The 8,984-nt window shown below is 37.4% G+C and carries 8 protein-coding genes; all 8 read right to left on the bottom strand.

The features are described 5' to 3' along the window. Positions 1-321 precede the first annotated feature (321 nt). On the bottom strand, positions 322-1,089 hold the full coding sequence (locus Q0486_RS11075) for a TerB family tellurite resistance protein (protein ID WP_299233128.1): 768 nt from the start codon (positions 1,087-1,089) through the stop codon (positions 322-324). 120 nt (positions 1,090-1,209) lie between these two features. Continuing rightward, positions 1,210-1,674, bottom strand: a complete 465-nt coding sequence (locus Q0486_RS11070; protein ID WP_154044766.1) for a V-type ATP synthase subunit K — start codon at positions 1,672-1,674, stop codon at positions 1,210-1,212. 53 nt (positions 1,675-1,727) lie between these two features. After that, positions 1,728-3,527 carry a V-type ATPase 116kDa subunit family protein gene (locus Q0486_RS11065; protein WP_299233124.1) on the bottom strand — a complete coding sequence of 600 codons (1,800 nt, stop codon included), beginning with the start codon at positions 3,525-3,527 and terminating at the stop codon, positions 1,728-1,730. Then, the gene (locus Q0486_RS11060; protein ID WP_154044764.1) at positions 3,524-4,129 is read right to left on the bottom strand and encodes a V-type ATP synthase subunit D; all 606 of its coding nucleotides are present in this window, start codon (positions 4,127-4,129) and stop codon (positions 3,524-3,526) included. Before Q0486_RS11060 ends, Q0486_RS11065 begins: the two co-directional genes overlap by 4 nt. Positions 4,130-4,153: 24 nt before the next feature. Further along, positions 4,154-5,473, bottom strand: a complete 1,320-nt coding sequence (locus Q0486_RS11055; RefSeq protein ID WP_299233119.1) for a V-type ATP synthase subunit B — start codon at positions 5,471-5,473, stop codon at positions 4,154-4,156. A 30-nt stretch (positions 5,474-5,503) separates the two neighbouring features. Further along, positions 5,504-7,258: a V-type ATP synthase subunit A gene (locus Q0486_RS11050; protein WP_299233116.1), complete on the bottom strand. Its 1,755-nt coding sequence runs from the start codon at positions 7,256-7,258 to the stop codon at positions 5,504-5,506. A 15-nt stretch (positions 7,259-7,273) separates the two neighbouring features. Next, the gene (locus Q0486_RS11045; RefSeq protein WP_299233113.1) at positions 7,274-8,113 is read right to left on the bottom strand and encodes a DUF2764 domain-containing protein; all 840 of its coding nucleotides are present in this window, start codon (positions 8,111-8,113) and stop codon (positions 7,274-7,276) included. Positions 8,114-8,122: 9 nt separating this feature from the next. Beyond that, positions 8,123-8,713 (bottom strand): hypothetical protein, encoded by a 591-nt coding sequence (locus Q0486_RS11040; RefSeq protein ID WP_299233110.1) that lies wholly within the window; start codon positions 8,711-8,713, stop codon positions 8,123-8,125. Positions 8,714-8,984: the final 271 nt, after the last annotated feature.

The raw sequence follows: 8,984 nt of genomic DNA, 5'->3' as shown, positions 1-8,984 counted from the left end.
ACGGAATACGAAACGGCCGATACGACCGAAACCGTTAATACCTACTTTAATCATTTTGTTTAAATTTTTAATGGTTTTATAATAAAGTTCTAAAACTCTTTCGATACGATTTATATACTTGTCTTGTATTATCAATCTCAAGTTTTACGATGCAAAAGTAATGATTTCTTTTAAAACACAAGGCTAACGTGATTTTTTTTTCGTAAAAAAAACACTTATTTACCCCACTTGCATGTACTTTATTTTATCTGTATTACATATAATACTATTTTTGCTATCTGTACTATACAAAATACAGCCTTTATAAAGTATATGTGTTTTTTATCTCATACCTCTAGCCTTATAAATACGTTCTTTCGCATCGTTTATGTCCTGAAGTTTTTCTTCAGCAGCCTTTCTTATATCTTCACCAAGTGTGGCTACCCTATCCGGATGATGTTTTAATACCATTTTTTTATAAGCAGAACGAATTTCCTCATCAGATGCATTTGGTGAAACTTCAAGAACCTTATAAGCCTCGTCCAAAGATTTGCCTCGCATATTAAGCATTGATTCTACCTCCTGGTATGATAATCCCATAGCCAACGTGACTTCCTTCAATGCTTCAATTTCTTCCTTGCATACATTACCATCACTCTGAGCTATCTGTGTCAAGAAACGTAATAACTGAAGACGTTCTTCGTACGACATATTTGATGCAATCTGTGCTCCGCATTCATGTATAGTATTTTTAAAAGCCATTGGATTAGATTTATCCATCTGTTTTCTCTGCTCAAACAGATTCAATAAAATCTGTTCGCCTTCAGATACAGCCACCTCACCAAAATTAGTTCTTAGGAATTTCCTTACAAATTCCATTTCGCTATGCATTATTCTACCATCAGCACGTATAATATATGATGCCATAACAAGCATTGAAAACAGAAAACTGTTTCTTTGTCCGACATATTCATTTGAGGCTTCTGAAGTTTCTGCATCACTTTCATTTGCATTATCAAATAATGACCCAATGGCAAAACCTGCCAAGGCACCTAAAGGTCCCATAGTTACAAAACCCATAAGACCACCTATCCATTTTCCATATCCCATATTATTCTACATTTTTACATTACGTGACAAAGTTATAAAAAAACTTCATATACACAATAATACAAAAAGCTGTCCCAATCATATTGAGACAGCTTTCAATCAAAATATTATATTTATATATTAAGCTGTGATAGCAGAACCCATCAAGAATGTAGCAGCAAGGGCAACGATAGCATACAATTCTGGGAATACGGCAAGAATCAATGTATTACCAAACACATTGTGTCCCTGACCAATAGCAGCTATACCATTAGCACAAACCTGTCCCTGGCGTATTGCAGAGAAAAGGGCTACTAATCCCAGACCAATACCAGAACCAAGTACTGCACAAGCCTGAAGAGTAGTGATTTCAGGAGTAAGTACTCCGAAGATATTCTGGAACATAAAATAACCTGCAAAACCATAAAGTCCCTGAGTACCTGGAAGCGCTGTCAATACCAAGAAATTACCAAAAGCACTATCATTTTTTTTAAGTGCTCCGATTGACGCATTTCCAGCGATTGTTACTCCGTATGCACTACCGATACCAGACAAACCAACCATAACAGCTATGCCAATATAGGCAATCAAAAAATTCATTTCCATAATTCTAAAATTTTCTATTATTATTTTTTCAGTTTATATACACGAAATACATTTTATTTTTTAAATGGAGAGTATTCCTTTCCTCCACCTTCATAACCTGAGTTCTTGAAAAACTCAACGAAAGTCAAACGCATAGGATGAACCATTGCACCAAGAACATTCATAAAGATATTGATTGAATGTCCGATGACAAATATAAGCACCATAACTATAGGACCTGCTATTATATTGTCAGGACTCATACCTGCTGCAAGACTATTGAATACGCTTGCCAAAATACCACCTGACAATCCCAATGCAAACAGACGAACGTATGATAATATATCACCTAACAATCCGGTTGCCATATTATAGCTGTCCCACAGTCCAAGACCGATATTTACAAAAACATTCTTACCGGGACTATTGTAAAGATAAGCCATAAGTAATCCTGCTATCACAAATGCCATGTGTACTGTTCCACCCATTTCCATTGCACCGGCAAATGCTATTGCCGAACTAAGAATGACAAATATCCATCCTATTGTTCCGACAGCATACTTAAATCCGAGCTGTATAGTCTGGTTAACAGCCTTCAGCATCATTCCGAAGATTATCTGAACACCACCCAAAATAAGAGACAAATTAAACATCTGCTGATTATCCAGTGAAATAGCCTCCTTCATCTTCTGCAGGAAAGGCACCTGAATATCATAAATATTAAATCCGAAACATGTTCCTGTAAGCAGACCACAAACCATTGTAGAAGCTCCAAGAATCTGTACCAATGTAAGTATTGGTTTCATGCCCGAACTTATATTCTTAGCCATCAACCTATATATAGTAACTGCCAACACCATAAACGCACCGTATCCTGTATCTCCAAGACACAAGCCGAAAAACAGCATGAAGAAAGGTGCAAAGAACGGAGTTAGGTCAAGTTCATTATATTTAGGCAACATATACAGCCTTATGATCGGTTCGAATAACCGTGAGAACTTATCGTTTTTAAACAATATAGGTACATTATCTTCAGGTGCAGGGTTGGAAATCTCATAGTAAGCTCCTTGATTATCCATGAAAGATTTGACATCTTCACTTTTAACTTCAGGAACCCACCCTTCCAATAATACGAGCTTATTGTCAGCCAAGGAATCTCCAGTCAATACAACCTTTGAGAATTCTATTTCAGAATAGACCTTCCTTTGAGCTACTTCAAGGTCAGCAATTGATGTTCTTGCCAAATCATTGATACTTTCATCCACTTTGTTTATATCTTTTTCAAGATTCTCAACAGAGGCTTTCAAGCCACTCAAAGATTTATCCGGCAATTTTGCATATTCCACCTCAAGTTCAGGAACATCTATTTCTGATGTTATAGTTACAAAATAAACTTTAGAGCCTATTTTATTTATAACTGTCGCATTATATGCCTGAATCCATTCATCATTGAATTGCTTTTCAGAACATATATAGAAATTCACTACATAACCGGCATTTCGAAGACGTTTTATATTACCTGAATCGAAATCTCCCCATGGTTCTAACGAAACTATTTCCTTTTCAAGCGCCTGTTTCCTATGAACCAACTTTTGCTGATCAGCCTGCAGTTCTGACAATACCTCAAGAGTTTTTTCTCCTTTAGCAGCATCACCTTCATGCTTATCTGCCACAACATTCATTCCCTGAAGGTATTTTATTGCAGCAGCATATTTTGCAGCCAACCGGATACGATCCTGAAGTTCCTGATTTTCTGCCGCTCCCTGTGATTTCGTAAAAATATGAACTACACCAAGTTCACGCAGTTTTTCCAGAAACTGTTCGTACTCCTTATAATATATAAGGAAAGTCAGCTTTTTCATTTTAGCAATCATTCCTCAGCCTCCTTTCTCTTTTCCTGAATAGACTTCAGAATCTTCTGTGATGACTTCGACAGATTTTCCTCATCTTCCATAAAACGTTTTATTTTTCTCAATGCGTCCTGATATCCAGGGATCTGTACCTTCTCAAACAGGTTTACCTTTTGAGTAGTTTTTTTACGCGCATGTTCCAGCAAGCCCAATTTGGCGAGTGTAAATTCTCTCTCAATGGCAGTTTGCGCCAAAGTCTTCAATATATGAAGTCCGTCAGCATACCATTTAGGAGCAGAGAACATACTGAATTTACGGATATCAAAGTCCACCTCTTCAAGTAGCGGAACCCTCACACCGGCAATCTTTCTAACGCCCAAATGAACATCCTTCACTTTTATCAATGAAGCATCAAATTCATTCCAGAGTGCGAACATGGCTTCATACGCCTGAATCTGACTTTCAAGACGTTCCTCCAGTTCCACAGCTTCAGTTTTGCAACGTTTCACCTCAAGTCGCAACGCACTTTCCTTATTCTTTATTATAGGAAGCGTACGAACTCGAACCTTCAGTTGCTTTTCCAACTGCTGTAGCGAGGTTTTGTTATATTGAAATTTAATAGCCATTTCTCTGTTTTTTATTGAATTTGATTACTTCTTCCAATACTGATCAACAAATTCCTTCTTAATATTAACCTCTTCAGGCTTGAAATACTTGCTGAACAATCCCCATGTAACATCAAGCATTTCTGTTGTATTAAGGTTCACATCAATAGCAAGAAGCTGATTTGCATAATCCTTAGCGAATGCCAATGTACGTTCGTCATAATTTGTAAGGTCGAAACCGTTTTCCATCTTTGTCTTGGCATTTGCTGCATCGGCATACAGACGTACGGCAGCGTTCATAACCTGCGGATGGTCTTTACGTGTTTTCTTACCGCTAACCAACTGTTTCAAACGTGAAAGTGAACGGAACGGATCGACAATAACCTTACCTATATCGCTATCACGACGCAGGAACAACTGTCCTTCTGTGATATAACCAGTATTATCAGGTACTGCATGAGTGATATCTCCACCAGAAAGTGTAGTCACTGCAATAATGGTTATAGAACCACCGCTAGGGAACTGTACTGCCTTTTCGTAAATCTTGGCAAGGTCTGAGTACAAAGAACCTGGCATAGAGTCTTTAGAAGGAATCTGATCCATACGGTTTGACACGATAGCCAATGCGTCGGCATACGAAGTCATATCTGTAAGCAGAACCAAAACTTTCTGATTATGCTCTACTGCAAAATATTCTGCAGCTGTCAATGCCATATCAGGAATAAGCAATCGTTCTACAGGAGGGTTCTCGGTAGTATTTACGAAACTGATGATACGGTCCAACGCACCAGCGTTAGAGAACACATTCTTGAAGTAAAGGTAATCATCATTAGTCATACCCATACCGCCAAGGATAATTTTATCAGTCTCAGCACGAAGAGCCACATTGGCCATTACCTGATTAAACGGCTGATCAGGATCGGCAAAGAACGGAATCTTCTGTCCAGACACCAATGTATTGTTCAAGTCAATACCCGCAATACCTGTAGCAATGAGTTCAGAAGGCTGTTTACGTCGCACTGGATTAACAGAAGGACCACCGATTTCCACTTCTACTCCCTCAACTTCAGGACCACCATCAATAGGATCGCCGAATGCATTGAAAAAACGTCCAGCCAACTGTTCACTAACTTTCAGTGTAGGAGATTTACCCATGAAAACCACTTCAGCATTAGTCGGAATACCTTCAGTACCCTCAAACACCTGCAGCGTAACATCATCTCCGGCAATCTTTACAACCTGCGCAAGTTTGCCGTTCACCATAGCAAGTTCGTCATAACCAACCCCCTTAGCTTTCAATGAACAGGTAGCTTTAGTTATCTGACTTATCTTGGTATATATCTTTTGAAAAGCTTTTGTTGCCATTTTTTAATTCTTAATTAATTGAGTAAATTATTAGGCACGTTTTTCTGCAATAAGTTCCTGTAACTGTTTTCCAAATTCCACATATTCAGCTGATTGATATTTGGAATAGTTCATTTGTTTGCAGATATTAATCATCTTCTTGAAGTATTCCATAACTTCTACAAAGTTATCGAATTTAAATTCTGTATGGCAAACATCTATTACCATATTTACAATTTCCTCCTGACGTTCCATCGGAGTAACAGAATCCACTTCATCGAATGCATCCTGCTGAAGAATTACAAAGTCAATAAGTTCAGACTTCCAGAAGATAACATGATATTCAACAGGTACACCATCATCACCAAGAATATTGATCTGTTCTGCAATTTCCTTACCACGCAACAGTCTTGTCTTCAATTCATTGACCTTTCCTATCCATTCTCCGTTAATACGTTCTGCAATATAATTCTCGAATTCCGGATATTCCAAATATTTTGAATAAGAATCAATAGGATTAACAGCAGGATAACGCTTACGGTCGGCACGTTCCTGTTCCAATGCATAGAAACAACGTGCAACTTTCTTCGTATTTTCTGTTACAGGCTCCTTCAAGTTACCTCCGGCAGGTGATACAGTACCGATAAATGTGATAGAACCAGTAGCACCATTATTCAGGTAAACATAACCTGCACGTCCGTAGAAGTTTGAGATAATAGCCGAGATATCCATAGGGAATGCATCAGGTCCAGGCAACTCCTCCATACGGTTAGACATTTCACGCAGTGCCTGAGCCCAACGCGAAGTAGAGTCTGCCATAAGCAGAACCTTCAATCCTTGTGCACGGTAGAATTCAGCCATAGTCATAGCAGTATACACAGAAGCTTCACGAGCAGCCACAGGCATGTTTGAGGTATTAGCCACAATAATAGTACGTTCCATCAACTTTCTTCCTGTATGCGGATCAACCAACTCTGGGAATTCTGTAAATATTTCTACGACCTCGTTTGCACGTTCACCGCAGGCAGCAATAATAACAATATCAGCTTCAGCCTGCTTTGAAATAGCATGTTGCAACACAGTCTTACCCGTACCGAAAGGTCCAGGGATAAATCCTGTACCACCTTCAACTATTGGATTTACAGTATCAATAACACGCACTCCTGTTTCAAGCAAACGGAATGGGCGCGGTTTTTCTTTGTAATTTGTCATAGCCTTCTTTACAGGCCACTTCTGAATCATATTCACCGGAATATCATTTCCTTCCTTATCAGTAAGAACAGCTACAGTATCTTCTATCGTATATTCTCCTTCCGATACTATAGATTTCACTTTATAAGTTCCTGTCAATTGGAAAGGAACCATGATTTTCAATGGTTGATGGTTTTCCTCTACTTCTCCAAGCCAAGCCGAAGGTCCAACTTCATCTCCAGCCTTAACAATTGGTTTGAATAGCCATTTTGCTTCTTTATCCAAAGGATAAGTATATTGTCCGCGTTTCAGGAAAACTCCATCCATCTTGTCCAGATCATTCTGTAGACCGTCATAGTTTTTCGACAGCATACCAGGTCCTAAAGTTACCTCAAGCATATGGCCGGTAAATTCAGCTTCAGCACCAACCTTCAATCCGCGTGTACTTTCAAACACCTGTACATAAACATTGGTTCCCACCACTTTAATAACCTCGGCCATAAGACGGTCGCCCCCTGTAGAAATGTAACAGATTTCATTCTGTGCCACCGGACCATCTACAGTTAGAGTCACCATATTGGCAATAACACCAATAACACTACCTTTTGTTGCCATTTTATTATATTTAAACTAATTTCTAAATTCATCCGGTACCTGAACACCATCTTTCAAAGCCTTAATCATAGCTCTGAATAGTTCGTTACCTTTATCTTTATCCAATGATATCCATCTTTCTATCATCTGAAGTTGAGATAAGAAAACAAATAAACGCTCAATAGTAAAATAATTAAAGAAAGACTCTGTCTCCATCCAATCCCATTTCAACAAGTCTACTTTCTTTTCCCTTTCCACTAAATCATCTATTTCCGATATTCTCTGAATATTTTCAAGATAAGTCAACGTATCTCCCAAACCGAAATCTCTGGCATTGGAAGTTCGCAACATTTCACACACCTCAGTATTACCTACAATAAACGAAGTCACATCCAGTTTATACTTACGTGCAGAAATAGCAGTCAGAATATTATTGATATTAAGATTAAACTCAAACCATGAGGAAACAAAACTATTCTTAACATTCATTGCATACGAATAGTATTCGGAAGCCAATATATCATTAGCCTTATACTCTTCCTCTATTGTAAGATTAAAATATTCAGATATAAATTTACCGAAATAAGACGGGAATTTTTTATCGGGAATATCTCCATCCTTTACAGTATCTATTAAAGCTAAAAGTTCCTCAGCAGTAAAAAGTCCAAAGTTTTTTATTATATAATCCTTGTCTTTCAATAGATGTAAAAGGTTATCATTATCAAATTCTAGATAGAACAAGTCTATTACTTTTTTATCCTTATCTGACAACTCTGGATATATTTCCGACTTAAAACTATCAACCGTATAACTCAGTTTGCCATCTTCAAGTGATATGTCAGGCAATCCGGCTATTAGATAATAATAAGTATCCATAATCCTATCTTAGAACAACATTTTTACTAATTGTGGGCGTAAGAATTCTTTAAAATAGTTTTCAAATTCTTCCTCTCCAAAACTTACTTTATATGAGCCATCTGCCGGAGAGATTGTAAACAGTGCTTTCAATCCATTCACACTCTCTATTTTTACACCTTTATCAAGCAAATCTTTCGCATTTTTTGAGAAATACTTTTTCAGACTTTCAGCGTCAGCTACAGATATTACAACTGGATCATTTTCATCCCATTGTTGTGCTAATGACAAAATAAACTTATTTAAAAACTCTTTATCCGCTGTAAAATTCTTAACAGCATCAGATACAGTCTGATTAGTAAGCAGATTTGTAACCTCAGTTTTCAATGCATTTAATGCTTGACCAGCAAACAACTTAAGTTCTGACTTTGTGTTTTCCATAAGTTCCTCTGCCGATTTATTAGCCATACTAATAATCTCGTCAGCCTGTTTTTGGGCATTTTGAATTATCTTCTCAGCTTTTTCCTGAGCCTCACTGATAAGTCGCTGTGCTTCTTCATTACCTTTTTCTACACCTTCGCGATATATCTTATCCGTAAGTTCTTGAATTTTATTTTCCATAATTATATTAGTAAATAAATTTATTTTATTCGTTGTCAAGGTTTAATTAGTTCATCAACACAATCTCTTATTTTATTTTTTTATTGCGCTCCAAATATAAGAAATATGAGCGAAGAATACGAATTTAAAAACAAGGATTTTATACAACATTACCAATATTAAACAAAAGATTAACACAAGAGCTTAAAATTATTACATCTCAACTATCTATAAACGCAAAAATCCCCGAAGTATCTCTACCTCGGGGATCTCTCATCTAAAACGGCGACTA

The sequence above is a fragment of the uncultured Bacteroides sp. genome (assembly GCF_937912035.1).
GTDB lineage: Bacteria > Bacteroidota > Bacteroidia > Bacteroidales > Bacteroidaceae > Phocaeicola.
This window is presented reverse-complemented; position numbering and strand designations above follow the sequence as displayed.